Origin of the sequence: Methylobacterium sp., from assembly GCF_019745455.1 — a bacterium.
Lineage (GTDB): Bacteria > Pseudomonadota > Alphaproteobacteria > Rhizobiales > Beijerinckiaceae > Methylobacterium.
Genome location: NZ_JAIETD010000026.1, coordinates 1 through 25,273, shown reverse-complemented (window position 1 = coordinate 25,273; position 25,273 = coordinate 1). Strand labels below are relative to the sequence as shown.

Sequence of the window (25,273 nt, the reverse complement as noted above, 5' to 3'; positions counted from 1 at the left end):
GGCCATCGTTCCTGACAGTTCCCACCCGCGATCCGGCCTTCGGGGCGCCGGCTCCTCACGGTCCGACTGCCGTGGCTGAGGCAAAGTACTTTGGATGGCTGGGAATGAGCGTGCGCATTTGCGGAGATGCCAAGCCGAAAACAAGTCGCCGATTGGTCGGTAACGTGGTTTCGGTGCTGGTCCTGATGCATCTTCTGACCATCGTCCCGGTCCGAATGGCGTCGGCGGACGGTCGCACGGAAATCACCATCTACACCGCCATCGAGAGCGAGCAGATAGCCTGGATCACCGAGGGACTCGCTAAGGCGCTGCCCGAGGTCAAGCCGGTCTGGGTCCGCGGATCGACCGGCGCCATTACCGACCGGTTGCTCGGCGAAAAGGAACGGCCGCAGGCGGACGTCGCTCTGGGGATCGGCGCATCGAGCCTGATGCTGCTCGAACAAGCCGGCATGCTGGCTGAGTACAAGCCGGCCGGTGCGGCGGAGCTGCGATCCTTCTTCCTCGACCCAGCGCCGCCTTATACCTGGACGGGCATGGACGCGTATCTCGGCGCCGTCTGCTTCAACACCGATCTCGGACGGTCGCTCACCTTGATGCGGCCGGTGCTCTGGCGGGAGTTGCTGGCACCCGGCTTCAAGGGGCGCATCGCCATGCCGAATCCAAGGCTTTCGGGCACGGGATTCCTCCTTGTGGCCGGCTGGCTTCAGAGCATGGGCGAAACGGCGGCATGGGAGTTCATGGACGCTCTGCACGCGAATGTCGCAGCCTACCTCCCAACGGGCTCGGACCCCTGCTACGGCGCGGGAAACGGCACCTACGTGGCGGGACTTTCTTTCGACATGCGCGGAGCCGCCGAGCGCGCGAAGGGTGCGCCCATCGAGGTCATCGTCCCCGTCGATGGCGTTGGATGGGAGCAGGAGGCTTCGGCGATCCTGAAGACGACGCGGCACCCGGATCTTTCCCGTCGTATCATGGACTGGACTGCCTCGAAGGAGGCCAACGCCATCTACGCCCGCAGCTTCGCCATCGTGGCCCATCCGGGGGTCGCGAACGCTGCACCCGATTATCCGGCCCACGCGGAAGCCCGGATGATCAAGGTCGACCTTCAATGGAAGACCCGGAATCGCGAGCGCATCCTGCAGGAATGGACCCGGCGCTATGGCGAGAAGGTGCAGCCGCCACGGTGACGCCCGGTCGCCCGCTCACGCAACAATCCTCGCAATATCGGTGAAAAGCAGCGGTTCTACAGAGTCCCCCAGACGGTCGCGAATGACCGCGAAGGGGGAAGCACCATGATCGACATGCTTTTTCGCCTCGTACTCGCCGGCGGCTTGATGATCGGAACGGCCTACCTGCCGCGCCTCACCACCGGGGAAGCGGATCTATCACCCCGGATGTCCGATCAAGCCAAAGCGTTCCGGACATGTCCCGCGCCGCGGGCGACAACCGTCCGGGCCTGCATTGCGTGAGGAGGCTCGCATGACCTCGATCGTCCCCACGCTCCTCATTGCCGGTAACTTCATCCTCGCGCTCGCGTTCTCGGTCGCGGCCTATAGCTGCTGAGGGCTCGCTCCAGCCTGGGGATGCGCGGCCCAGGGGAAAGGCCTAATCCTTCAGCCTCACCTCCTCGAAGAGGTGTCGTCCCAGCGGATCCATCTGGAAGCCGACGACGTCGCCGCGCACGGCCATATGGACGAGGGTGTGCGCCAAGGGCACCCAGGGCGCCTCGCGCCGGAAGATCGCCTGTGCCAGCCGGTAGAGTCTCGTGCGCGCCTCGCGGTCCAAGGTCCTGCGGGCCTCCTGGATCGCCGCCTCGTAGTCCACGTCGCACCAGCGCGCGAGGTTAGCCCCTCCGATCTGTGCGGCCTTGCAGCCGAGCAACACGTTCAGGAAGTTGTCCGGATCGCCGTTGTCGCTCGTCCAGCCGTTGAGCATCATGGTGGGGACGCCGCGATAGAGCGCGGCCTGGTACGCGCTCCAGGTATCCGTCATCAGCCGCGTGCGGATTCCGATGCGCGCGAGATCGGCCTGGATCATGTCCCCGACCCGGCGGCCATTGGGATTATAGGGCCGGCTGACCGGCAGGAACCACAGATCCGTCTCGAACCCGTCCGCAAATCCGGCCTCGATCAAAAGTCGCTTGGCCTCGGCCCGGTCGAAGGCGATATCGGGAAGCGTGTCGTCGTAGGCCCACATGCCCGGCGGCAGGGGGTTCTTGGCGATCGTGCCGGCAGCGCCGTAGACGCCCTGCACGATAGCGCTCTTGTCGATGGCAAGATTGATTGCGCGCCGGACCCTCACGTCGGTGAGCGGCGGCCGCGTGGTATTGAGGGCGAGGTAGCCGACATTCAGCTCCGCGCGGGCTAGAAGGGTCAGGGCTCCATCCGTCCTGATGGCCTCGAGATCCGCCGGCGCCGGGAAGGCCATGACCTGGCATTCCCCTGCCTTGAGCTTAGTCAGGCGCACGGCCGCGTTGGATGTGATCGAGAATACGAGACCGTCGATCGGCTTGGCACCGTCCAGGTCGCCTGCCTGGGTTTTGCGCCAGTAATCCGGAAAGGACCGGTAGCGGATCGCCACGTCCGGGCGATAGCTCGTGAAGACGAACGGTCCGGTGCCGATCGGCGCCCGGGCCAGTTCCTCGGGCATTCCGGCCGTCGCGAGGATGTCGGCATATTCCGCCGAGAGGATGCCGCCGAAGGCTTGGGCGAGGTTGGCGAGGAACGTCGCGTCGGGCTGCTTGAGAATAAAGCGGACGTGGCGCGCACCGACCTTGTCGATCGCCACGATCTGGTCGGCAAGGCCGAGGTCGTGGAAATACGTGAAGGCGCTGCCGGCCGCGGGTCGGAACCGGTGTTCCGGCTTCCACTGCCGCATGAACGAAAACACCACGTCGTCAGCGTTCATCGCCCGGCTCGGCTCGAACCGCGCATTGCCATGGAAACGAACCCCCTCGCGAAGGGCAAAGACGTAAGTGCGTCCGTCCTCCGTGATGGTCCATGATTCCGCGAGCGCGGGCCGGATCTCGGTCGTGCCGGGGACGAACTCGACGAGATTGTTGAAGACCTGCCATGTGGCGTTCATTGCCGTCGTCGTGGTGACGACGGCAGGGTCCAGGGATTCTGGATTGCCTTCCGAGCAGAAGACGAGGGTGCGCGCCTGCGACGGGCCTGCTGCCAGGAAAGCCGCAAGCAGGAGACCCACACCCGGGGAGGAACGACGGTGACCTGAGATCATACGTTCGATGCCTCTGCGGGAAGATGTGCCGGCCCGCCGGCTTCGGCGGGTTTGAGGCTTACCGGAAACTCGACGCTGACCGCCGTACCGAGATCGGGCTCGCTCTCGACAGCGATCCGGCCGCCGAGCTTCACCGTGACCAGATTGTGGACGATCTGCATGCCGAGGCCAGTGCTTCCGCGGCTGCGCGCGGTCGTGAAGAAAGGGTCGAAGATCCGAGGCAGATCCGACGATCCGATGCCACAGCCATTGTCGGACACGTTCAGCCGAACGAAGCCGGTGGCAACGGTTTCGACCCTGACCGTGATCAGACCGTTTCGCTCCTTCTCGAAGCCGTGGACGACTGCATTCGCGACCAGATTCGTGACCACCTGGGCAAGTGCACCGGGATTCGTCCCCACGATCAGGGAGGGCGGACATTCGCGCTCGATCGTGTGCCCGCCCTGCCGGAGCATCGGCTGAAGGCTCGCCACGAGCTCGTCGAGCCAGACGTCGAGCACGAAGGTCCGATACTCGTCGCTGGTGCGGTCGACGGCGACTTGCTTGAAGCCGTGAACGAGGTCGGCGGCCCGAGAGAGGTTGGCACAGAGAAGATTCGCGCCCTCGTCCATTCGGTCGACGAAGCGTGTCAGCCCCGATCGCGAAAGCGTTCCCGCGGCGACGACGTCCTGGAAGGTCCGGGTCTCGTTGCGCACCGTCGTCGCCGTCGTCAGAGCGATGCCGAGAGGCGTGTTGATCTCATGGGCGACGCCGGCCACGAGCTGGCCGAGGGAGGCGAGCTTCTCTGCCCGGATGAGATCGTTCTGGGCCTGACGCAGGTCGACAAGCGCCGTATCGGCCTGATCCTTGGCGCGCCGCAGCGCCCGCTCGCGGCGCGCGATCTCGGTGACGAAGAAGTCGGTCGCACGTGCGATGTCGCCGAGCTCATCACGCCGACGTGTCCCGGTCACGGTCCGATCGGCAGGATTCGCCGCGAGAGCGACCATGTCGCCTTGCAGCCGCCGCAGCGGGACCGTTATCGAGCGGGCGACGACCAGCGCCACGAGCGAGCCGGCGAGCAAGCCGAGCGCAGCACCGACAAGCAGGATCCGCCTGACCGTGGTTCCAAAACGGTCGGCGTCGTCGATGAAGGCATCGTTGAGTGCCCGCGCGCTCTGGCTCACCGCTTCGGCCGCGCCATCCATGTCGGCGAGCATCTCACCTTGGCGGCGCAATCCCGCAATGGTCGTGGCGAGACGAGTACGCCAGCCGTCGATGGCATCGATCATCTCGCCCTGGATCAGCGGCGAGATCGGAAGGGCGGCGGCCTTCGAAGAGAGGCGCTCGCCCTCGCCGAGCATGGCTCTGGCGGCGACGGAGTCTCGGCTCGTCAATGCTGCGGAGGTCCGCTGTCCGAGCTTGAGCGTGCTGATGGCGATGTTCTGCGTGGCCTGCTCGGTTTCGTTCGCCTCGACCGAGTATGTCAGAAGCTGCGCCACCTCCTCGTGCAGGGTCCGTTGCCCGGACGAGTCGATCTTGAGAATACGCTCTCCCCATTCGGCCAGCGCCGTCGCTGGATCGGGCTGCACGCCTTCCGTGTCTGCAACCCCGCTGCCGAGGGCGATCACGTTCGTCGCGAGCGCATCGAGCTGGTCGGCCTCACGGATCCTCCCGTCGGCCCTCAAGGCGGCCGCAAGATTGCGGCTCGAGATCCGGAGCTGCACGGAGGCCGCCCCACCGGTGCCGGCCTGCCCATCGCGCCTCCGCTCGACCGCGACCTCGGCCATGGTTGCGTGGAGCGCATAGATGCCGGCGACGACGTCGCGGGTGGCCCGCAGCTTGTTCACCTTGTCGCTCAAGGAGCGGACGAGGTCGGCGTTCGATGCCTGCTGGCGCAGGCGTGCCCGGTCGGCGAGCATGATCAGGGTGTCGGCCCGTTGGGCCATTTCCGCGATCAGCCCATCGCTCTCACGGGTCACCCTCGTGAAATCGATCATGCGGGTGACGTAACTGGTCAGGGCGCTTTGCGCGGACGCGATGCTCGCAGTCTGGTCGGCGGTGCGAGTCAGGCCGCGCAGGGTGCCGAGCCCGTTGCGGGCCTGTCCGGTCAACTTGGCGAAGCGATCCGCGTAGCCGCCCCGCTCGGAGGGACGGGCTCTGACGTACTCGTCCCGGATCAGCCGAGCCAATGTGAGGTCGTGATGAACTTGGCCTGCGAGCACGGCCCCGGCGCGGGCGCGTTCTTCCTGGGCGAGGAGAAACCACCCCGCGACGGCGATCGCGGCGGCAATGAGGATCGGCACGCCGCCGACCAGGGCGATCTTACGGCCGACCCGCATTCGCGTCCCGCTGTGACGCTTCCCTGTTTAGCTCGTTTCGAAAGCCGAACAAGCCGATCCCAGGTGAATCATGAGCGTGGGTTCTCCATCATCACAGTTGCTTCGCGGGACGGTTCAGATGGCGGTTGCGGCTGGCTGCCGAAGCGTTCCTTGAGGGTCGGAAGGGGCGCCTTAGCCTCACCGGTCTGTCGTTCCTCAGCCGTGCAGCCATGCAGGATCCGATGAAGGCGATCGAGACCGCTTTGGTCACCCGAGAGGACATCCTTTGCGAAATAGGGCATTCCGCTCTCCTCTCAGCGCTGCAGAGGGCGGGCGGCACTTCCGGCCGAAAAGGCAGCGTCGAGCCGGATGATCCTTACGCGGCGAGCGGATACCGGACCGGCGTCGATCCGATGCGTGACACAGAAGCCGTCCGCTTGGGACCAGGCGCTGAGCGAACACGAGATCGCCGTTTCTACTAAGGGTTGGTTCGAGGCCGTCCCCGGAAGGATCGCCGGCGCGGTCTCAGCGAAAGGCCCTACCGGACGGCTCGCCGCAACCGTCGGCACGTCGGCCGAGGCGAGACCCGTCAGGATGCTCGCTGAAAGCGCGGCGCTGACGGCCACGAGAGTGATGAGGTTGCGCATGCTGCCTCCCCTGGCGCTTGGCGCCGTTCCGGAGGCCTGGAGTAGAGCGTGCTCATAACCTGGGTTTTGCTTCGCCCGTCATCGGATAGCCGGTTACCGGGTCGAATGTTTCTTGCAACGACATCGAACGAAACATTTCGGTGCCGGGCTTCAATCTCCGTCGGGTCTGAAGACATAACCGAGGCCGCGTACGGTTTGGATGTAGCGGGGATTGGCGGGATCCGGCTCGATCTTCTTGCGAATTCGGTTGATTCGCACGTCGATGGCGCGGTCGAAAGCCTCGGGGTCGCGGGCATCGGCGAGGTCGAGCAGCCGCTCGCGCGACAAGGCACGATTGGGATGGTCGGCAAAGGCCTTGAGCAGATCGAATTCGGAGCGCGTGAGCGCCTGCTCGACGCCCTCATCGTTCCTGAGGCGCAGCGCGTCGAATTCGAGCCACTTCGTCCCGATCCGCACGCCATGCGATCGAGCGTTATTCGCTGCTGCCTGAGGACCCTCGCGAATCGGAGGCTGCGCGGCGAGCCCCTGTGCGCGCCGGAGAACCGAGCGCACGCGGGCGACGAGTTCACGAAGTTCGCAAGGCTTGGGGAGATAATCGTCCGCACCGAGTTCAAGTCCGACGACCCGATCGATCGGGCTCGCCGTCGCGGTCAGCATGATGATGGGGATGGACGAGCGCGCCTTGAGATCTCGGACGATCGAGAGCCCGTCCTCCGCGGGCATGTTGAGGTCTAGGACGACGAGGTCCGGCATGGAATGAGCGATCTGAGCACGGAGGGCCTGTCCTCCGTCGCAGAGGACCACCTCGAACCCGTGCATTCGCAGGTAGTCGCCAACCATCTCGCGGGCATCGGCCTCGTCGTCGACGACGGCTACGCGGGCCATTCCAGGACTCATTCGCGTCACCCGGCCAACGAACGGGCGCAAATCTCGCTCATGGAGACGATCCACGAGTCGGGACGGCGAAAAAGCGGCGACCCTCCGCCATGTGCTACATCGAAGACTGATCTCATGACTATTCTGTCTGAGGCGGCTGGAGCCGGCTTTGTCGTTCTCGGCATCTTGTACGTATCCGCTCCATCGGGATACGGAAAGGGGCGGAAACAGAAGACCTGGGGAAGTCGATGGCACCTCAAAATCTTACCCATCCTCGATTTCACCGAAGCTTCGCACAGATTAATTTTAACGACGAGCGCATTGTAACTCCGATGGATTCCGCCGCGCGTTGGGGGCATCGTCACGACGACAGGATGCCTTGCGGCTCTTCGCGCAGCCGACAGGGTCGGACATGATCGACGACGATATCATTCTGATCTCAGACGATGTGCCGAGCGCAGCCGAGCGGGTCGGCACCTTGACCATTGCGGTGATCGATGACGACCCGGCCGTCCACGAGGGCACCCGCTACGCACTCTCGGGCTACGAACTCGGCGGGCGTGATCTGGAGATCCTGTCGGCCTTTTCGGCGGCCGAGGCGCGAACGCTCCTGGCGAGCCGGCACGACGTCGCCGTCGTCCTGCTCGACGTGGTCATGGAGACCGACGATGCAGGGCTCGAACTCGTCGATTACATCCGCAGAACGCTGAAGAATGAAACCACCCGCATCATCCTTCGAACCGGGCAGCCCGGCCAGGCACCCGAGCGGCGCGTGATCGTCGATTACGACATCAACGATTACAAGGCGAAGACCGAGCTGACGGCCGACAAGCTCTTCACCAGCTTGACGGCCGCGCTCCGCGCCTATCAGCAACTCAAGCGCCTCGACGAAACGAGGCGTGGCCTCGAGATCATCATCGACGCAGCACCCATGCTCCTCGACCATAAGTCGATGCAGCGGCTGGCTGAGGGGGTGCTGACACAGGTCGGGTCGCTCCTGAACGTCGAATGCGCCGGCATCCTGGTGCTGCGCGAGACCGATGCGTCCGACGACCGCTTCTGCGTGCTCGCGGGCTCAGGCTGTTACGGCCACTACGTCGAACGGGCGCCGGCTTGGCCGCTCGACGCCGATGTCCACCCGCTCGTCGAGAAGACCTTCAAGGATCGGACGCATTGCTTCGGCTCGCATCGCTCGACGCTGTACGTCCGAACCTCGAGCGGTAGCGAAATCGTAGCGCTGATCGAGGCCGACCGGTCTCTCTCGCAAACCGACCAGTCGCTGATCGCCCTGTTCACGAGCCGCCTGTCGATCGCGTTCGACAACGTCATCCTCTACGAGAAGCTTCAGCGCGCCAATGTCGCCCTCGAGCAGCGGGTCGTCGAGCGAACGGCCGAGTTGATCCGCGCCAACCGCCGCCTCGACATCCAGCGCTCGGACCTTAGGCGAGCCAATACCCTCAAGACGGAGATCATGGGCACTATCGCGCATGATCTCAAAAACCCGCTCGCGGTGATCCTTGGACGAGCCGAGATGCTCACGGACATGATCAACGTCGAGGTTGCGCCGACAACCCAGATGCGTGCGCAGGTCGACGCCATCAGCAACTCCACCAAGCGGCTGATCGGCATGATCAACAGCCTGATGGCCGATGCCATGAACGATGCCCTCGATATCACCTTGCGCCGGGAGCCCATCGATCTGAGCACGCTGGCCCTCGAGGTCTGCGACGCGAACCGGCCGCTCGTCGAAACCAAGGAACAAAGCCTCGAAGTACGGGCGCCGGAACCGGTCTATATCTGCGGCGACAATGAGCGGTTGCGGGAGGCGATCGATAACCTAGTGTCGAATGCGGTGAAGTACAGTCAAGTCGGCGGTGCCATTGCCTTGTCCGTGACGGACGACGGGACCGACATCATCTGTGCCATTACCGACCAAGGCCCAGGTCTATCGCCCGAGGACGCATCTCGGCTGTTCGGACGATATCAGCGCCTCTCGACCAAGCCGACCGGCGGCGAGAGCTCGACCGGTCTCGGTCTCTCGATCGTCAAACGCATCGTCGAACTGCACGGTGGTCGCGCCGAGGCTCACAGCGCGGGCGTGGGGACGGGCTCAACCTTTCTGATGCGGTTCCCAAAGATGTCGGTCGGCCTGATCTGACGCTCGATGCTCAGCGTGGCGGAGGGCCACGATCGTGTCTCGCAACCAACGTTGACCCGGCACCTGGTCGTTGGACGCATGCCAGATCATCGAGATCGAGACATCGGGCAATGCGATCGGCGCGGGACTCACGGCAAGGCCCATCGCGTCGCCGAAGAAGCGCGCGAGCCGAGAATGCATCGTGGCGATCACCGGAGCCTGACGCACGACGAAGGGCATGATGGTAAACCTCGGCGAGGTCAGTGCGATGACCCGCGTCCTGCCGATCTTGGCGAGCGCATCGTCGACCACGCCGTGGGCGCTCTCGACGAGGCTCGTCAGCACGTGCGGCAACCGCACGTAGTCATCGAGCGAAATCGGTGGGGTCACTCCGATCAGCTCCGCATTGAAGACGCAGAGGTAGGTCTCCTTGTTGAGGATGCGGCGCTTATGATGCGTCTGCCCCTGCTCGAAGATGCCGATGCCGAGGTCGACCCGTCCGCTGTCGAGATCATCGAGGATGCGATGCCGATCGACGGTGTGCAGGATCAGCTTCACGCCCGGCGCGATCGAGCGCAGGTGGGCGACGAGGCTGGGCATCAGGAGGATTTCGGTGGAATCCGGGATGCCGAGCGAGAAGGTCACGTCGGCGGTGGCGGGGTCGAACGCTGCCGGTAGGGCCGTGATGGCCTGGATCTGAGACAGCGCCGCCTGCATCGGCTCGATGAGAGCGAGGGCGCGGGGCGTCGGGCGCATGCCATCCGGAGCACGCGTCAGCAATTCGTCGGAGAAGGTCGTGCGCAGCCGTCCCAGCGCGTGGCTCATCGCGGACTGACTGATGCCGATCCGACCGGCGGCCCTCGTCACGCTCCGCTCCGTCAGCAAGGCATCGAGTGCGACGAGGAGGTTGAGGTCGAGCTTGGAAAGATGCACGTGGTCGATGCGCATTATGAAGCCAATCCATTTGATTCATGACGCCTCACTGAGCACATTCAGCATCACGAAGCGACGAGATTCTCGCCGCACCCTTCGAGGATGAGCCGATGTCCACGTATTCGATCTCTCTTTCCGCTGCCGCTGTCCTCGCGTTCGCCACGCTGGGAACCGCGACCGTCCGTGCCGCCGAGCCTGTGGCCGTTTATGGAGCCAAGACCGTGGGCGCCATGACGCTGGAGACGCTTGGCCGCGCCACCAATGGGGCGCAGGTCCAACGCCAGGGCGGCTTCGCGAGCGCTGGAGCCGCTCAGTGGATCAGGATTCCTGTCGTGCAGGTCAGCGCTGCCGCGCAAACCTTCTGAAGATGGCGCGAACTTTTGAGTGCCGCCCATAATCGGGCATTGCCGGCAACGCAGGAAGCCTATTGCCGCCAGCACAGAGTGGGGCGGGACCTTCCGGGCAGAAGCTGCCGCTCTGATGCTGCAACTGCCGGCAGTGCCGATGTCCAGAAACCAGACGGGTGGTGGTCCTCGACCCTGCCCGCCTCCCTCAGGGGGCAAAGATGCGGACGTGCCATGAGGTCCGCCCGTTGAAACTACAGCAGCGTCGTGCCGAACTTGCGCGCTCCCGCCGCCTTGGGGGTGAACGGTGCCGGCATCGGCCTGGACGAGGCCCGCGCAAAAATAGGAGGCGCCGTGTCGGCCGCGGATCAGGTTGCTCGTCAGCACGCTGAGCCGTGTTCCACCGAGGCGGATCTCCGGCAATCGAAAAGGTGCCGATTGAGATCGGTTTCCGCACGAGCATAGACTGAGCGTGATGATGGCGCGCCCACGGGGAATCGAACCCCGGTCTGATCCGTGAGAGGGACCTGTCCTAACCGCTAGACGATGGGCGCGGGGTCGAGCTTCTTGGCACCGACGCTTGTTCCGAAAGCAATGGCCTTGCCTTCGGAGGGCGTTGCTATAGCGAGACCGGCGTTGTGGAGCAAGGGCTGACGGGTGGAAAAACGCGGTGCAGGCGTGATCGACGGGGCGACGCCTGCGGTCGAACTCGAAGCGAATGTCCGGCGTGTCGTCAGGGACGGCGAGGCGGAAACGGATAGGCTCGACCGTGTCCTGGCTCAGGCCTTGCCGGAGTTCTCGCGGTCCAGATTGCAGGACCTTGTCAGAGCCGGCCAGGTCCGGCGCGACGGACTTGCGGTCGCCGATCCCTCCGCCCGCGTCGGGCCGGGAGCCGTTCTCGATGTGAACATTCCTCCCGCAGTCGCGGCCGAGCCACTGGCAGAGGATGTTGATCTGGCGATCGTCCATGAGGACGACGACCTCGTCGTCATCGACAAGCCCGCCGGCCTCGTGGTCCACCCCGCCCCCGGCCACGATGCCGGAACGCTGGTCAACGGGCTCATCGCACATTGCGGCGAGAGCCTCTCAGGTATCGGCGGTGTACGCCGCCCCGGCATCGTCCATCGCCTCGACAAGGATACGAGCGGTCTGCTCGTGGTGGCAAAGAACGACACGGCGCATCAGGGCCTTTCGGCCCAGTTCGCCGACCATGGGCGGACCGGCCCGCTCGAGCGAGCTTACCTCGCCTTCGTCTGGGGCGTGCCGGAGCCTCGGATCGGCACGATCGACGCGCCCCTCGCGCGCAGCCAACGCAATCGCGAGAAGATCGCTGTCGTGAGGGCCGGGCTCGGACGCGAGGCGATCACGCATTACCGGGTCGAGCGTGTGATCGGTTCGACAACGCCCGTCTCGCTGGTCCGCTGCGAGTTGGAAACCGGACGGACGCACCAGATCCGGGTGCATCTCAGCCATCGCGGGCACCCGCTTCTCGGTGATGCCGTCTATGGCGGTGCCTTCAAGACGAAAGCGACGCGGTTGAGCCCCGGCGCGCGGACGATCGTCGACGGGCTTGGCCGTCAGGCCCTGCATGCGACGCTACTCGGCTTCGCGCATCCACGGACAGGCGAACATCTGCAGTTCGAGAGCCCGCTCCCGCCCGAACTCGCGACCCTTCTGACGGCACTGGAGGACGAGGACTAGGCCAGGTTGTTGCCGACGAGCAGCGGTCAAGTGATATCCGCCTCAGTGCGAAACCGCACTCACCGCCGCGACCAATCGTGTCACCAAAGGCCATCAGGCGATCAGACGCGTTGATGGGTCGGTTCCTATCGTGAACCGGCTACCGGTGCGCTCGGTTACCCATTAGAGATGGGGTCGCGCGTTGCCGGCTCAATGGGAGCGGTGTCGTGCTCCCTAGAAGTCTGCCCGATCCGGGGGACTGTGATGGAGGGTTGAGACCATGGCAGGCGCTTTGCCCGTGCTGGCCAACGAAGGCGGCCTCTCGCGATATCTCGATGAGATCCGCAAATTTCCGATGCTGGAGCCGAACGAGGAGTTCGTTCTCGCCAAGAATTGGCGCGAGAGCGGCGACCGGGAGGCAGCCCATCGCCTCGTGACATCCCACCTGCGCCTCGTCGCGAAGATCGCCATGGGCTATCGCGGCTATGGTCTGCCGATCGGAGAGGTCGTTTCCGAGGGCAATGTCGGCCTGATGCAGGCGGTGAAGAGGTTCGAGCCCGACAAAGGCTTCCGCCTCGCCACCTATGCCATGTGGTGGATCAAGGCGGCGATCCAGGAATATATCCTACGCTCCTGGTCGCTCGTGAAGATGGGCACCACCGCCAACCAGAAGAAGCTGTTCTTCAACCTGCGAAAGGCGAAGGGCAAGATCTCGGCCCTCGATGAGGGCGATCTCAAGCCCGACCAGGTGGCGCAGATCGCGACGAAGCTCGGCGTGCCCGAGCAGGACGTGATCGACATGAACCGCCGGCTGTCCGGCGACACGTCGCTGAACGCACCTCTGCGCGAGGAGGGCGAGGGCGAGTGGCAGGATTGGCTCGTCGACAACAGCCCGAGCCAGGAGACGGTGCTGGCACGCGAGGAAGAGGGTCAGAATCGCCTTTCGGCGCTGCGCGATGCGTTGTCGGTCCTGAACCCCCGCGAGCGGCGCATCTTCGAGGCGCGCCGGCTCGCCGACGATCCGATCACCCTCGAAGACCTTTCCGGAGAGTTCGGGGTATCGCGAGAGCGCGTTCGCCAGATCGAGGTGCGCGCCTTCGAGAAGATCCAGGACGCCGTCAAGCGCAACCTCGCCAGCCGCGAAGCGCCGCGCGCCCTCGTGAACTGAGCCGGGTGAAGAGCGACGGACTGATCTGGCGGATCAGCCCGTCGGAGCCGTCAGGAGCGCCATTGGGCGAAGGCGTTCTGCATCACCTGTAATCCGCTCGACCCCTTGTCGAAGGTGATGACAGCCCGCGGCCCGGCTGCGTACTTCAAGGCGAGATCGAACCAGTTCTTCTGCAGCAGAAGCTCGGTGTTGCGCTCGACATCGTTGGTCAGCGACGACAGTCCGATCAGGAACAGGTTCTCTCGGACGCGGACCGGCAAGCCGGAAAGCGGTGAACCGCGCGCGTTCTCCTCGTCCTTGGCTTGCAGCAGGCCGACGTCCTGGACGGCGCGGGCCGCGCCCGCCTCTGCATTGTTGGAGAAGGCGAGCTCGATGGTGTGCGAAGCCGGAAGGGTCGCATCGAGGTTGCGGCGCAGGGTCAGCGAGAGGGTGAGCCCGGCTTCGGCGAACTCGACGGTGGCGTGGACAGCCGTCTCAAGCGGCTGACCACGTTCTCCGCTCACAGCGTCAAGGCGCCAGACGGCGCGACCCTGGGTTACGCGGGGTGCACCGTTTGGGGTCTCCTCAATGAGCACAGCGCGTTGGGAGATGGCAACCTCCGGCTGAGCCGGCACTGCTGCAGGCGGGTTCAGAGGGGTGGCGGGCGGAGTGGTCCGCTCGGGCGCCGGCGTCTCGCCGCCGAGGCGATTGGCGTACTTTGCCTCCGCGCCGTCCGTCGGGGCGGACTGGTTTGCCCCCGCCACCGGCTGCAAATCCGCTGGCTTGTCGCGCAGGAGGTAGGCTGCCGTCGCAATGAGGCCGATCACGATGGCAAGCACACTGCCGACGAAGACGTTGCGCAGGAGCCGGACATTGCTGCGCCTCGGCGCCACGACGTCGATACGCGGGCGCTGGCGCTGGTTCGCCGAGTCGACCTGAACGTCGGGTGCGTCCTCCGACGATCCGGAATCTCCGGCTGGCTTTACCAAGATCTCTGGTTCGGTAACGGCTTTCGGTCTCTCGACTCGCGGCGTGAGCGGAATTACGGGAGTCGACGGCTCGGGCGGCTTGACCTGCTCGAAGGGGATGGGTGGGGGCGGCGGAGCCGGCGGCAGCACAGGTTCAGGTTCGGGAACCGCCTCGAGCGGCACAGTCGATGCTGGCGGCACGGGCTCGGGAGCCAGTCCCGCCGGCAGCGGCAACCCGCCCTGATCGGCCTCCAACCTGTTGATTGCCGCCTCAAGGGCATCCCGCTCGCGATTGATGTCGGCCTCGGAGAGCGCCGGCAAGATCGAGCGCAGCTGCCCCATGAGGGCGGCTCGGGCACGGTCGTAGACCGCCTTTCGCAGCTCTTCGCTGCGCTCGGGCAGCGCATCGAGGGCGCGGGCCAGCAACGGATAGTAATCGGCCATCTGCCTTGTGTCCGCCTTTCTTCCGACCGGGCGGGGGATCCCTGCACGGCCCTACATCCGGCGCGCTCGCCGCCTTGGCTCGGGAGCCGGCGCGGCGAGTGGCCGGCTAGTCCTCGAATGGGTTGTGCATCAGAATGGTGTCGTCGCGCTCGGGCGAGGTCGAGAGCAGCGCCACCGGCGCGCCGATCAGCTCCTCGATCCGGCGGACATACTTGATCGCCTGAGCAGGGAGGTCTGCCCAGGAGCGAGCCTCGGCGGTAGTCCCCGACCAGCCCTCGATCACCTCGTAGATCGGCTGCACCTGTCCCTGCGCCGCCTGGTTGGCGGGCAGGTGGTCGAGGATCTCGGAGCCGAGGCGATAGCCGGTACAGACCTTTATCGTCTCGAAACCGTCGAGAATGTCGAGCTTGGTCAAAGCGATGCCGTCGATCCCTGACGTCTTGACGGTCTGCCGGACGAGGACTGCGTCGAACCAACCACAACGCCGCTTGCGGCCGGTATTGACGCCGAACTCGCGACCCTTTCGGCCGATCGTCTCGCCGATTTCATCGTGCAGCTCGGTAGGGAAGGGGCCTTCGCCGACCCGCGTCGTATAGGCCTTGGCGATGCCGAGTACGTAGCCGATCGATGACGGCCCCATGCCCGAGCCTGTCGCCGCCTGGGCCGCGACGATGTTGGACGAAGTGACGAACGGATAGGTGCCGTGGTCGACGTCGAGCAAGGCGCCCTGCGCACCCTCGAACAGGATCCGCTTGCCCGAGCGCCGCTGCTCGTCGAGGAGAGCCCAAACCGCGTCGGCATAAGGCAAGATCGTCGGCGCGATGGCCTTCAGCTCCGTGAGGAGGCCGTCCGCATCGACCTCGTCGATCCCGAGGCCGCGCCGCAGGGCATTGTGGTGAGCGAGCACCCGTTCGATCTTGGCCGGCAGCGTCGTCTCGTCGGCAAGATCGACGACCCGAATGGCGCGGCGTCCGACCTTGTCCTCGTAGGCCGGTCCGATGCCGCGCTTCGTCGTTCCGATCTTCAGGCCAGGCGCCGAGGTTTCGCGGAAATGGTCGAGCTCGCGGTGGAGCGGCAGGATCAGCGTCGCGTTGTCGGCGATGCGTAAGGTCGCCGGACTGATCTCCACGCCTTGCGCCTGGAGCCGTGCGATCTCATCCACCAGATGCCAGGGATCAACGACCACGCCGTTGCCGATGACGGAGAGCTTGCCGCCCCTGACGACGCCCGAGGGCAGGAGAGCGAGCTTGTAGGTCACCCCGTCGATGACCAAGGTATGGCCGGCATTGTGACCGCCCTGGAATCGCACCACCACATCGGCCTGCTCAGAGAGCCAGTCGACGATCTTACCCTTGCCTTCGTCGCCCCACTGGGCGCCTACGACGACGACGTTCGCCATCCCTTGCAAACCTGTCCTGACGCAGCCCACGCGAAAAACCCCGGATCAGGTCCGGGGTTCGTTAAGCGGTTATTCGACGATCTGACCGTGGATTGCAAGCAAGCCCCACGGAGGTCGGAGGTGCCAGTCTCCTGCACCTGAGCGGGAGAAGCCCGGACCGGTCTGCGGGCGAGGGTCGTTGCCACTCCGGCGCCCAGGCGACCCTCACAGCCGACCCAGATCCTTGTGTCGCCAAGGTTATTTGGCGTCGCCACTGCCAGGGAGCTGATTGGGCTTGATCACCGGCATGGAGCCTGGATTCGGATCGGGCGGCGTGACGACCATCCCGGGCGCCGCGTTGCCGGGAGGCTTGATGACGCCATCGTTCTTCTCGAGGCGATCGCTCAGGGTAGAGCCTGTGGCATCTGACCTTTCCCCGGATTCGGGGCGGATCTTGTCCGGGATCGTCTGGTTCGGTGGAGGCAAGGCCGGATCTGTATCGCGGCCTCTGAGAGGCGCGTCGGGCGATTGCGCCAAGGCGGCACTGCTCATCAAACCGGCGAGGAGCAGGGTCGCGACACGGGTCAAGCTCGACATGGGGCCTCCTCGATGATCTCGGGGGAGGAAACCGCCCGATCCCGTCGAGGTTCCTGTTCCGTAATGCCTCGCTAGGCGGCCGGCGCACCCGCCATGTCGAGATAGAGCCCCCGCAGGCGCCGCGTCAGGCGCCCCGGCTCGCCGCCGCCGATGGTCTTTCCGTCGATGGCGACGACCGGCATCACGAAGGACGAGGCGCTGGTGTAGAAGGCTTCGTCGGCGGCCGTCGCTTCCGCAACGCTGAACAGCCGCTCCTCCACCCTCAGCCCCTCCTCGCGGGCAAGGCGCATCACCGAAAGCCGCGTGATGCCTGGCAGGAGCGCCGTCGAGAGCGGTCGGGTGACGATCGTCGTGCCCGAGATGATGAAGGCCGTCGAGGACGAGCCCTCGGTCACGTAGCCGTCCTCGACCATCCAGGCCTCGGCGACGCCCGCCTTGGCCGCCTCCTGCTTCGCCAGGACCTGCGCCAGCAACGCCACCGACTTGATGTCGCGCCGCTTCCAGCGGATGTCCGGCACGGTGACGACCTTGGCGCCGCGCTCGGCGAGCGGATTGTTCGCGATGGCCTTCGCCTGCGTGAACATCATCACCGTCGGCGCCGTGTCCTGCGGCGGGAAGGCGAAGTCGCGCTCGAAGACGCCGCGCGTCACCTGCATGTAGACGAGGCCCTCGGTGAGCCCGTTGCGCTGGACAAGGCCTTCCTGCAGCCCGACCCATTCCTCCTGCGTATGCGGGTTGCGGATGCCGATCTCGCCGAGCGAGCGGTCGAGGCGGGCAAGATGGGCCTCGTTGTCGACGAGCGTCTTGTTCAGGACCGCCGAGACCTCGTAGATCCCGTCCGCGAACAGGAAGCCGCGGTCCATCACCGAGACCTTGGCCGCTTCGAAGGGGAGGAACTCGCCGTTCAGGTAGACGATGCGGGCTTGGGACACGGTGCGATCCTCATAGGCGGGACACGGAGCTGAAGCAGGAATCGCGCGCCCTCAGGCGGCGCCGAATACCCGCTCGAAGATCGTGTCGACATGCTTGAAATGATAGCCGAGATCGAAGCAGGCTTCGATCTCCTCCGGCTTCAGCACGGCGTTGACCTCCGGATCGGCCTTGAGCAGCGCCAGGAACTCGCCCTCGCCGCGCCAGACCGGCATCGCGTTGCGCTGGACGAGACGGTAGGCGTCCTCGCGCGAGCTGCCTCCCTGGGTGAGCGCCAGCAGCACCCTCTGCGAGTGGACGAGGCCGCCGAGCCTGTCGAGGTTGCGTCGCATCTGCTCGGGATAGATCAGCAGCTTGTCGACGACGCCGGTGAGGCGGGCGAGGGCGAAGTCGAGGGTGATCGTGGCGTCGGGCCCGATCATGCGCTCCACCGAGGAATGCGAGATGTCGCGCTCGTGCCAGAGCGCCACGTTCTCCATTGCGGGCAGCGCGAAGGACCGCACCATGCGAGCAAGGCCGGTCAGGTTCTCGGTGAGCACCGGATTGCGCTTGTGGGGCATGGCGGACGAGCCCTTCTGGCCCTCCGAGAAGAACTCCTCCGCCTCCAGCACCTCCGTGCGCTGCAGGTGGCGTATCTCGATGGAGAGGCGCTCGACGGAGCTCGCCACCACGCCGAGCGTCGCGAAGAACATCGCGTGGCGGTCGCGCGGGATGACCTGGGTCGAGACCGGCTCCGGGCTGAGCCCCATCGCCTTGGCGACGTAGACCTCCACGCGCGGGTCGATATTGGCGAAGGTCCCGACCGCGCCCGAGATCGCGCAGGTGGCGACCTCTTCGCGCGCCGCGACGAGGCGGGCGCGGTTGCGCTCGAACTCGGCATAGGCCTGGGCGAGCTTGAGCCCGAAGGTGACGGGCTCGGCATGAATGCCGTGCGAGCGCCCGATGGTCGGCGTCAGCTTGTGCTCGAAGGCCCGTCGCTTGATCGCGGCGAGCAGGGCGTCGACGTCCTTGGTGAGGATGTCGGCGGCGCGCACGAGTTGCACGTTGAGGCAGGTGTCGAGGACGTCGGACGAGGTCATGCCCTGGTGGACGAAGCGCGCTTCGGGCCCGACGATCTCGGCGAGATGGGTGAGGAACGCGATGACGTCGTGCTTCGTCACCGCCTCGATCTCGTCGATGCGCGCGACGTCGAACACCGCCTCCCGGCCTTTCTCCCAGACGATGTCGGCGGCTTCCTTCGGCACGACGCCGATCTCTGCCAGGGCCGAGGTCGCGTGCGCCTCGATCTCGAACCAGATGCGGAAGCGGGTCTCCGGAGACCAGATCGCGGTCATCTCCGGGCGGCTGTAGCGAGGGATCATGCGGTGTCTCGGGGTCAGCGGTTCAGAGGCCAAGCCGTCTACCACGCGCAGTAAGCAGCTCGCGAGAGGATGAGGTGGACGCCGACGAGTCGGAACAACCCGATCGTGGCAACCAACCGATGTCGCGCCGAAGGTCTGCGCAGGACTTGAGTCCACATCTCGTCCGGCCGCCTAGCACGGAGCACCATCCTGCTCAAACTCAACCCGACGCCTACGGCTTCGATGTGTCATTGCAGCAACAATTCACAGCCATCCGAAGCCGTTCAGAAAAATTACGGTCAATATTCAATTCACAATTCGTCTTTCGACAGCACAAGTTAAATCTCTATCTCTAATCAAAGTTATAATATTTCGAATGTGTTTTTATTCATCAAACGCGCAACAGTATTGAATATGTTTTCTGCCGGAGTAGGAGCTCTGACGCCGCGGCAATTCAATGTCGACTGACGGCTTCACACAATTCCATGATGGCAGGCGCACGAAAATGAATTATGGTTCGTCAGATCACCTGAATGCAATATTTGCTGCAAGCGCCGTGGTGTTATGCGCCGGTCACGCCATGGCTCGGCCGATACAGTCGCCTGAGGCTCTTGAATCCGTGAGCCTCAACCAGCTCAGCGTCGAAGGCACTCGGGGTGCGACCGTCGGGTACCTGACGAAAAAGACACGCACCGGTACGAGAACCGACACGCCGTTGATCGATGTGCCGCAGGCTGTCACCGTGGTGACACAGCAGCAGATCCGCGATCAAGGATTTCAAAGCATCAGTGAAGCAATCCGCTACGTCCCGGGTGCGATCCCGAGCCAAGGCGAAGGCAACCGCGACGAGGTTGTCATCCGCGGTCAGCGCTCGAACGCCGATTTTTTCGTCGATGGGGTGCGCGACGACGTCCAGTATTTTCGGGATCTCTACAACGTACAGCGCATCGAAATATTGAAGGGCCCGAACGCCATGATCTTCGGCCGCGGGGGCGGGGGCGGCATCATCAACCGCGTGCTCAAGGAAGCGGATGGAATCCCGACCCGCGAACTCACCCTTCAGGGCGGTCAGTACTGGAACAAGCGAGTCGCCATGGATGTCGGCGACAAGATCGGTGATGGTGCCGCCTTCCGCTTCAACGGCATGTTCGAAGATTCCGACACCTATCGCAACTTCGTCGATATTCGGCGCTACGGCATCAATCCGACGATGTCCTTTCTGATTGGGCCAGCGACGACCTTGAAGCTGGCATATGAATACTTCCACGATGATCGCATCACCGATCGCGGCATTCCCTCACAGTTCGGTCGTCCCTATCGCTACCGCGAGAATACTTCAACTTATTTCGGAAACCCCTTCGAAAGCTATAGTCGAGTCGACGCACATATCGCGACCGCTTTGCTCGACCATACGTTCGAATCAGGCGTTACGATGCGCAATACTTTGAGATTTGCTGATTATACAAAGTTCTATCAGAACGTCTTTCCCGGCGGGGCAGTAAACAGCAGCGGAACGAGCTTCAATCTGTCCGCCTATAATACGGAAGGACACCGAAGAAATTATTTCAGCCAGAATGACTTCAATTACAGATTTTCCACCGGCCCTCTAAAGCACACACTCCTTGCTGGTGTTGAGCTCGGGTATCAGGATGGGACCTCATTCCGCGAGTCCGGGTTATTCACCAATCGGACGGGCTCTCTTGCCATCAGTCCTTTCGGCTCCGTCTCCCGCGCGCCTGTGACCTTTCGAAATAACCGAACGTCAGATGCTAACAGCGCCTACGGGCTTGGTCTCGCTGCGCTCTACCTCCAGGACCAGATTGAAATCGGCGAGCATGTCCAGATTATCGCCGGGTTTCGCTACGACCGTTTCGATTTCTCTGCTCGCAACCGGACGACCGGTATTGTTCAGAGCCGGATCGACGACCTCATCTCGCCGCGCGCCGGCCTCGTCCTGAAGCCGATGGAAAATCTCGCCCTCTATGGCAGCTACAGCGTTTCGCATCTTCCGAGCGCTGGCGATCAATTCAGTACATTGAGCCAAGGCCTCGCGCTCGCCGAGCCGGAGAAGTTCGTGAACTCCGAGGTCGGCGTGAAATACGACGTCACACCGACTCTGCAGGTGACCGGCGCCCTGTTCAACCTCGACAGGACGAACCAGCGCCTTGCCGACCCGAACAATCCAGGCTTCTTCATCCTGTCGGGACAGACGAATACCCAAGGAGCCGAAATCGGCGCCAACGGCTATGTCGCTGACTGGTGGCAGATCGCGGGCGGCTATGCCTTCACGGACGCGCGCATCGCCAACAATCTCTCCACCACCGTCCGGACGGGAAATACGGTCGGGCTTGTTCCACTCAACACCTTTACGCTCTGGAACAAGTTCGATCTCACGAGTGAACTCTCGGTCGGCGTCGGCTTCATCAACCAGACGCACACCTACGCCTCGTCCGACAACGCCGTGCGGCTGCCGGGCTTCTCACGCTTCGATCTCGGGATTTTCTACCGAGTCAGTGATACGGTGCGCGCGCAGGTGAACATCGAGAACCTGTTGGACAGAAAATACATCGCCACCGCCAATGGCAACAACAACATTACGCCCGGCGCGCCGCGGCTGATCCGGTTCCAGGTCGTGGCAAACTTCTGATCCAACGGAGCGGCGAGCCCCGTAAAGCCCGCCGCCTCACAGGTGCTCGCCGACCACCTTCCAGATCTCGGGCTCCCGCTCCTTGCGCTCGCTGTAGCGGTCGACGAGATAATCGGCGCAGCCGCGGGTAAGGAGCGTGAACTTCATCAGCTCCTCGCAGACGTCGACAACCCGGTCGTAGAGCGGCCCCGGCTTCATCCGGCCCTCGTCGTCGAATTCCTTGAAGGCCATCGGCACCGAGGATTGGTTGGGGATGGTGATCATCCGCATCCAGCGCCCGAGGACGCGCAGGTTGTTCACCGCGTTGAAGCTCTGCGAGCCGCCCGAGACCTGCATCACCGCGAGCGTCCGCCCCTGCGTCGGCCGCACCGAGCCCTCGCTGAGCGGCAGCCAGTCGATCTGGCTCTTCATCACGCCGGTCATCGCGCCGTGGCGCTCCGGGCTGACCCAGACATGCCCCTCCGACCAGAGCGAGAGGGCGCGCAGCTCCTGAACCTTGGGATGGTCCGCCGTGGCATCGTCGGGCAGCGGCAGGCCCTGCGCGTGAAAGAGACGAACCTCGCCGCCCATCCGCTCGAGCAGGCGGGCCGCCTCGAAGGCCAGTAACCGGCTGAAGGAGCGCTCGCGCAGCGAACCGTAAAGAATCAGAAACCGAGGCGCGTGAGCAGGCGGTGACGGCCGCAGGCGGTCCATCTCCGGATCTGCGAAGACTGGTTCGACGAGGTTGGGCAATCCATCGGTGAACAGCGGTTGGGGCTTGTCCAAGACGCTACATTCCTCTACGTTTCAACGAGTGTTGATATGTTGATCGAACGATGGACGAATCGCAAGCCCTCTCCGCCTTTTCGGCCCTCGGCCAGGAGCATCGCCTGCGCATCGTGCGCGCGCTCGTCACCGCAGGGCCGAATGGCCTCGCCGCCGGCGTTCTCGGCACGACCGTCGGCGTGCCGGGCAACAATCTGTCCTTCCATCTGAAGGAGCTTTCCCATGCCGGCCTGATCCGGTCACGGCGGGAGGGCAAGTCGGTGATCTACAAGGCCGACTTCGCGGCCCTGTCGGGCTTGATCCAGTTCCTCATGCGCGATTGCTGCCAGGGGCATCCGGAGGTCTGCGCTCCCGCGGTGGCGTCGCTCGCTCCCTGCTGCCCGCCTACAGGAGACATCATTCATGTCTGAGCGCATCTACAACGTCCTGTTTCTCTGCACTGGGAACTCGGCCCGCTCGATTCTCGCGGAAGCCATGCTCAACAAGGAGGGCAGGGGCCGCTTCCGGGCTTTCTCGGCCGGCAGCCAGCCCAAGGGCGAGCCGAACCCGCTTGCCCTGCAGGTCATGCGCGAGAGCGATCATCCGATAGAGGGTCTGCGCTCGAAATCGTGGGACGAGTTCGCAACATCCGATGCGCCCGTGATGGATTTCGTCTTCACGGTCTGTGACAGCGCGGCAGGCGAAGCCTGTCCGTACTGGCCCGGACAGCCGGTGACCGCCCACTGGGGCATCGAGGACCCTGCCGCGGCGGAGGGATCGGAAATGGAGCGCAAGCGCGCCTTCGTCACGGCCCAACGCTATCTCAAGAACCGGATCGGAGCATTCGTTTCGCTTCCGATCACTAGCCTCGACACTTTCGCTCTCTCCGCCAAGGTGCGCGAGATCGGCCAGATGGCCGGCGCCACCTCACCTCGCCCCGAGGTCGCGTGATGGATGTCGTCATCTACCACAACCCGGCCTGCGGAACCTCGCGCAACACGCTCGAAATGATCCGCAACGCCGGCATCGAGCCGCACGTAGTCGAATACCTGAAGACGCCGCCGAGCCGCGCCATGGTGCGCGGTCTGGCCCTGCGGGCGGGTCTCACGATTCGCGATCTGCTGCGGGAGAAGGGCACGCCATACGCGGAACTCGGCCTCGCCGACCCGTCTCTCACCGACGACGACCTTCTCGACGCGATCGAAGCTCATCCCGTCCTGTTGAACCGGCCGCTGGTGGTATCGCCCGAAGGCGTACGCCTGTGCCGGCCCTCCGAGCAGGTTCTCGATCTTCTGCCGGCTCAGCGCGCGGCCTTCACCAAGGAAGACGGCGAGCGCGTCGTCGACGAGCACGGCCGGCGCGTCACGGACGCCTGAGGAGATCCGATGTCCACCTTCGAACGCTACCTCACCCTCTGGGTCGCCCTCTGCATCGTCGCCGGCATCGCGCTGGGCCACGTCATGCCGGGTTTCTTCCACGCTGTCGGCGAGGCCGAGATCGCCAAGGTCAACCTGCCCGTGGCGGTGCTGATCTGGCTGATGGTCATCCCGATGCTGCTCAAGATCGACTTCGCCTCGCTGCGCCATGTCGGTCGGCACTGGCGCGGCATCGGTGTGACGCTGTTCATCAACTGGGCGGTGAAACCGTTCTCGATGGCGCTGCTCGGCTGGCTCTTCATCGGCATGCTGTTCCGGCCGTACCTGCCTGCCGACCAGATCGACAGCTACATCGCCGGGCTGATCATCCTTGCGGCGGCGCCCTGCACAGCGATGGTGTTCGTCTGGTCGAATCTCACCCGCGGCGAGCCGCATTTCACCCTGAGCCAGGTCGCGCTCAACGACGCGATCATGATCGTCGCCTTCGCGCCCATCGTCGGGCTCCTTCTCGGCCTGTCGGCGATCACCGTGCCCTGGGCGACGCTGATGCTGTCGGTGGCGCTCTACATCGTCATCCCGGTGATCATCGCGCAGGTCGTCAGGACGCTGCTGCTCGCATCCGGCGGCAGCGCCGCCCTCGACAGGTTCCTGAAGACCCTCGGCCCGGTCTCGCTGGTGGCGCTGCTCGCCACCCTGGTCCTGCTGTTCGGCTTCCAGGGCGAGCAGATCATCGCTCAGCCGATGATCATCGCGCTCCTCGCGGTCCCGATCCTGATCCAGGTCTACTTCAATGCGGGGCTTGCCTATCTCCTCAACCGGATGGCCGGCGAGGAGCATTGCGTCGCCGGGCCGTCGGCCCTCATCGGGGCGTCTAACTTCTTCGAGCTCGCGGTCGCCGCCGCCATCAGCCTGTTCGGCTTCCACTCGGGCGCGGCTTTGGCCACGGTGGTCGGCGTGCTGATCGAGGTGCCGGTGATGCTCACCGTGGTGTGGATCGTGAACCGGAGCCAGGGCTGGTACGAGCGCGGCGCTGCGCGGCCTGCGGTGAAGCCGGCTGAGTAAGGCCTACTCGACCCGCTGCCAGCCAGGCCCGAACAGCCGCTCCTGCGGCTTGAAGCGGGCCTTGTAGTCCATCTTGCGCGAGCCCTCGACCCAGTAGCCAAGGTAGAGATACGGCAGGCCGAGTGCCGCTGCGCGACGGATATGGTCGAGGATCATGTAAGTGCCGAGAGAGCGAGCGGCCTCGGCGGGATCGTAAAACGAATAGACCATCGACAGCCCGTCCGAGAGCACGTCCGTGAGGCAGAGCGCAACGGGCGCGCCGGTCCCGCGGCCGTTGATCGCCGTATCGGGCCCGCGCCGCCGATAGGCCACGAGATGGGTGTCGACGTGGCTGTCCTCGATCATCATGGCGTAGTCGAGCACGGTCATGTCGACCATGCCGCCATCGCCGTGCCGCGCGTCGAGGTAACGCCGGAACAGGGTGTACTGCTCGGAGGAGGGGCGGTTAGGCTCGGGATTGCCGACGAGGTCGCCGTTCCGCTGCAGGAT

At 64.6% G+C, this 25,273-nt stretch carries 23 protein-coding genes and 1 tRNA gene; 11 read left to right on the top strand and 13 right to left on the bottom strand.

Annotated features, from left to right (window positions below):
- The first annotated feature begins 185 nt into the window (after positions 1-185).
- The gene (locus tag K2Y56_RS05055; protein ID WP_292505758.1) at positions 186-1,187 is read left to right on the top strand and encodes an extracellular solute-binding protein; all 1,002 of its coding nucleotides are present in this window, start codon (positions 186-188) and stop codon (positions 1,185-1,187) included.
- Positions 1,188-1,292: 105 nt separating this feature from the next.
- A complete protein-coding gene (locus K2Y56_RS05050) occupies positions 1,293-1,469 on the top strand; it encodes a hypothetical protein (protein ID WP_292505756.1) in 177 nt (58 codons plus the stop codon).
- A 136-nt stretch (positions 1,470-1,605) separates the two neighbouring features.
- Here the strand turns inward: K2Y56_RS05050 and K2Y56_RS05045 are convergent, their stop codons facing one another.
- The 4 genes from K2Y56_RS05045 to K2Y56_RS05030 form a co-directional block, all read right to left on the bottom strand.
- Positions 1,606-3,237, bottom strand: coding sequence for an ABC transporter substrate-binding protein (locus tag K2Y56_RS05045; RefSeq protein ID WP_292505755.1), 1,632 nt, complete (start codon positions 3,235-3,237; stop codon positions 1,606-1,608).
- Positions 3,234-5,555, bottom strand: coding sequence for a HAMP domain-containing sensor histidine kinase (locus tag K2Y56_RS05040; RefSeq protein ID WP_292505753.1), 2,322 nt, complete (start codon positions 5,553-5,555; stop codon positions 3,234-3,236). Before K2Y56_RS05040 ends, K2Y56_RS05045 begins: the two co-directional genes overlap by 4 nt.
- Positions 5,556-5,848: 293 nt before the next feature.
- Complete coding sequence (locus K2Y56_RS05035; RefSeq protein ID WP_292505752.1) at positions 5,849-6,181, bottom strand: hypothetical protein; 333 nt, start codon at positions 6,179-6,181, stop codon at positions 5,849-5,851.
- A 150-nt stretch (positions 6,182-6,331) separates the two neighbouring features.
- A complete protein-coding gene (locus K2Y56_RS05030; RefSeq protein WP_292505750.1) occupies positions 6,332-7,066 on the bottom strand; it encodes a response regulator in 735 nt (244 codons plus the stop codon).
- Positions 7,067-7,469: 403 nt separating this feature from the next.
- On the opposite strand from K2Y56_RS05030, the gene K2Y56_RS05025 reads away from it, so the two are divergent.
- Positions 7,470-9,215: a DUF3369 domain-containing protein gene (locus K2Y56_RS05025; protein ID WP_292505749.1), complete on the top strand. Its 1,746-nt coding sequence runs from the start codon at positions 7,470-7,472 to the stop codon at positions 9,213-9,215.
- On the opposite strand, the gene K2Y56_RS05020 is transcribed toward K2Y56_RS05025, so the two are convergent.
- Positions 9,168-10,142 (bottom strand): LysR family transcriptional regulator, encoded by a 975-nt coding sequence (locus K2Y56_RS05020; protein ID WP_292505747.1) that lies wholly within the window; start codon positions 10,140-10,142, stop codon positions 9,168-9,170. The two genes, K2Y56_RS05025 and K2Y56_RS05020, sit on opposite strands and share 48 nt — an antisense overlap.
- A gap of 95 nt (positions 10,143-10,237) precedes the next feature.
- Between K2Y56_RS05020 and K2Y56_RS05015 the strand changes: the two genes are divergently transcribed.
- Positions 10,238-10,492, top strand: a complete 255-nt coding sequence (locus tag K2Y56_RS05015; protein ID WP_292505745.1) for a hypothetical protein — start codon at positions 10,238-10,240, stop codon at positions 10,490-10,492.
- 458 nt (positions 10,493-10,950) lie between these two features.
- Here the strand turns inward: K2Y56_RS05015 and K2Y56_RS05010 are convergent.
- Positions 10,951-11,025, bottom strand: a tRNA-Glu gene (locus tag K2Y56_RS05010).
- 103 nt (positions 11,026-11,128) lie between these two features.
- On the opposite strand from K2Y56_RS05010, the gene K2Y56_RS05005 reads away from it, so the two are divergent.
- Both K2Y56_RS05005 and rpoH read left to right on the top strand, forming a co-directional pair.
- Positions 11,129-12,172: an RluA family pseudouridine synthase gene (locus K2Y56_RS05005; RefSeq protein ID WP_292505744.1), complete on the top strand. Its 1,044-nt coding sequence runs from the start codon at positions 11,129-11,131 to the stop codon at positions 12,170-12,172.
- A 259-nt stretch (positions 12,173-12,431) separates the two neighbouring features.
- Entirely contained in the window at positions 12,432-13,319 is an 888-nt protein-coding gene (gene rpoH, locus K2Y56_RS05000; RefSeq protein ID WP_292505742.1) for an RNA polymerase sigma factor RpoH, read from the top strand.
- Between the two features lie 50 nt (positions 13,320-13,369).
- Here rpoH and K2Y56_RS04995 read toward each other — a convergent pair whose 3' ends face one another.
- The 5 genes from K2Y56_RS04995 to purB all read right to left on the bottom strand — a co-directional run bounded on the left by K2Y56_RS04995 (position 13,370) and on the right by purB (position 18,976).
- A complete protein-coding gene (locus K2Y56_RS04995; RefSeq protein ID WP_292505740.1) occupies positions 13,370-14,710 on the bottom strand; it encodes a histidine kinase in 1,341 nt (446 codons plus the stop codon).
- A gap of 106 nt (positions 14,711-14,816) precedes the next feature.
- Complete coding sequence (locus tag K2Y56_RS04990; RefSeq protein ID WP_292505738.1) at positions 14,817-16,109, bottom strand: adenylosuccinate synthase; 1,293 nt, start codon at positions 16,107-16,109, stop codon at positions 14,817-14,819.
- A 237-nt stretch (positions 16,110-16,346) separates the two neighbouring features.
- Positions 16,347-16,685 (bottom strand): hypothetical protein, encoded by a 339-nt coding sequence (locus K2Y56_RS04985; protein WP_292505736.1) that lies wholly within the window; start codon positions 16,683-16,685, stop codon positions 16,347-16,349.
- 71 nt (positions 16,686-16,756) lie between these two features.
- Entirely contained in the window at positions 16,757-17,617 is an 861-nt protein-coding gene (locus tag K2Y56_RS04980) for a D-amino-acid transaminase (RefSeq protein ID WP_292505735.1), read from the bottom strand.
- Between the two features lie 51 nt (positions 17,618-17,668).
- The gene (gene purB, locus K2Y56_RS04975; RefSeq protein WP_292505733.1) at positions 17,669-18,976 is read right to left on the bottom strand and encodes an adenylosuccinate lyase; all 1,308 of its coding nucleotides are present in this window, start codon (positions 18,974-18,976) and stop codon (positions 17,669-17,671) included.
- Between the two features lie 436 nt (positions 18,977-19,412).
- On the opposite strand from purB, the gene K2Y56_RS04970 reads away from it, so the two are divergent.
- Positions 19,413-21,602 carry a TonB-dependent siderophore receptor gene (locus K2Y56_RS04970; protein ID WP_292505730.1) on the top strand — a complete coding sequence of 730 codons (2,190 nt, stop codon included), beginning with the start codon at positions 19,413-19,415 and terminating at the stop codon, positions 21,600-21,602.
- Positions 21,603-21,638: 36 nt separating this feature from the next.
- On the opposite strand, the gene arsH is transcribed toward K2Y56_RS04970, so the two are convergent.
- Positions 21,639-22,367 carry an arsenical resistance protein ArsH gene (arsH, locus tag K2Y56_RS04965; protein WP_292505728.1) on the bottom strand — a complete coding sequence of 243 codons (729 nt, stop codon included), beginning with the start codon at positions 22,365-22,367 and terminating at the stop codon, positions 21,639-21,641.
- A gap of 50 nt (positions 22,368-22,417) precedes the next feature.
- On the opposite strand from arsH, the gene K2Y56_RS04960 reads away from it, so the two are divergent.
- Genes K2Y56_RS04960 through arsB form a run of 4 tightly spaced genes read left to right on the top strand, consistent with a single transcriptional unit; the run spans position 22,418 to position 24,784 of the window.
- Positions 22,418-22,777 (top strand): metalloregulator ArsR/SmtB family transcription factor, encoded by a 360-nt coding sequence (locus tag K2Y56_RS04960; protein ID WP_292505726.1) that lies wholly within the window; start codon positions 22,418-22,420, stop codon positions 22,775-22,777.
- Complete coding sequence (locus K2Y56_RS04955) at positions 22,770-23,297, top strand: arsenate reductase ArsC (RefSeq protein ID WP_292505724.1); 528 nt, start codon at positions 22,770-22,772, stop codon at positions 23,295-23,297. The genes K2Y56_RS04960 and K2Y56_RS04955 overlap by 8 nt, the downstream gene beginning before the upstream one ends.
- The gene (gene arsC, locus K2Y56_RS04950; RefSeq protein ID WP_292505722.1) at positions 23,297-23,722 is read left to right on the top strand and encodes an arsenate reductase (glutaredoxin); all 426 of its coding nucleotides are present in this window, start codon (positions 23,297-23,299) and stop codon (positions 23,720-23,722) included. Before K2Y56_RS04955 ends, arsC begins: the two co-directional genes overlap by 1 nt.
- 9 nt (positions 23,723-23,731) lie before the next feature.
- Positions 23,732-24,784, top strand: a complete 1,053-nt coding sequence (gene arsB, locus K2Y56_RS04945; protein ID WP_292505720.1) for an ACR3 family arsenite efflux transporter — start codon at positions 23,732-23,734, stop codon at positions 24,782-24,784.
- A gap of 3 nt (positions 24,785-24,787) precedes the next feature.
- Here arsB and K2Y56_RS04940 read toward each other — a convergent pair.
- On the bottom strand, positions 24,788-25,273 hold a 486-nt coding region (locus K2Y56_RS04940), incomplete at its 5' end, for a GNAT family N-acetyltransferase (protein WP_366848278.1).